This window comes from Paraburkholderia sp. CNPSo 3076, from assembly GCF_026343935.1.
Lineage (GTDB): Bacteria > Pseudomonadota > Gammaproteobacteria > Burkholderiales > Burkholderiaceae > Paraburkholderia > Paraburkholderia nodosa.
The window spans coordinates 1-1,111 of record NZ_JAPMAL010000118.1 but is presented as its reverse complement, the minus strand read 5'-3'; the positions used below and the strand labels follow the sequence as shown (position 1 = coordinate 1,111).

Here is a 1,111-nt window from a genome sequence, read left to right as displayed (position 1 = left end):
ATCTCTCTTTTCTTTTAAAAAAGTTGTTGACATTATGTTGATAACTTGATAAGATAGTAAAGTCGCTTAAGAGCGGCGGTTGAACTTTGAAAACTGAACAAAGCGACAAACGTCAACGTTAATTTTTATTTTTTTAAATTGAGCAAGTCAAACATTTCTTCGGAGAGTTTGATCCTGGCTCAGGATGAACGCTGGCGGCGTGCCTAATACATGCAAGTCGAGCGAACTGATTAGAAGCTTGCTTCTATGACGTTAGCGGCGGACGGGTGAGTAACACGTGGGCAACCTGCCTGTAAGACTGGGATAACTTCGGGAAACCGAAGCTAATACCGGATAGGATCTTCTCCTTCATGGGAGATGATTGAAAGATGGTTTCGGCTATCACTTACAGATGGGCCCGCGGTGCATTAGCTAGTTGGTGAGGTAACGGCTCACCAAGGCAACGATGCATAGCCGACCTGAGAGGGTGATCGGCCACACTGGGACTGAGACACGGCCCAGACTCCTACGGGAGGCAGCAGTAGGGAATCTTCCGCAATGGACGAAAGTCTGACGGAGCAACGCCGCGTGAGTGATGAAGGCTTTCGGGTCGTAAAACTCTGTTGTTAGGGAAGAACAAGTACAAGAGTAACTGCTTGTACCTTGACGGTACCTAACCAGAAAGCCACGGCTAACTACGTGCCAGCAGCCGCGGTAATACGTAGGTGGCAAGCGTTATCCGGAATTATTGGGCGTAAAGCGCGCGCAGGCGGTTTCTTAAGTCTGATGTGAAAGCCCACGGCTCAACCGTGGAGGGTCATTGGAAACTGGGGAACTTGAGTGCAGAAGAGAAAAGCGGAATTCCACGTGTAGCGGTGAAATGCGTAGAGATGTGGAGGAACACCAGTGGCGAAGGCGGCTTTTTGGTCTGTAACTGACGCTGAGGCGCGAAAGCGTGGGGAGCAAACAGGATTAGATACCCTGGTAGTCCACGCCGTAAACGATGAGTGCTAAGTGTTAGAGGGTTTCCGCCCTTTAGTGCTGCAGCTAACGCATTAAGCACTCCGCCTGGGGAGTACGGTCGCAAGACTGAAACTCAAAGGAATTGACGGGGGCCCGCACAAGCGGTGGA

1 rRNA gene is annotated in these 1,111 nt (G+C 50.3%); it reads left to right on the top strand.

Features of this window, described 5'->3' with window-relative positions:
* Positions 1-156: 156 nt before the first annotated feature.
* A 16S ribosomal RNA gene (locus M3A49_RS42295) occupies positions 157-1,111 on the top strand; the annotation flags it as partial.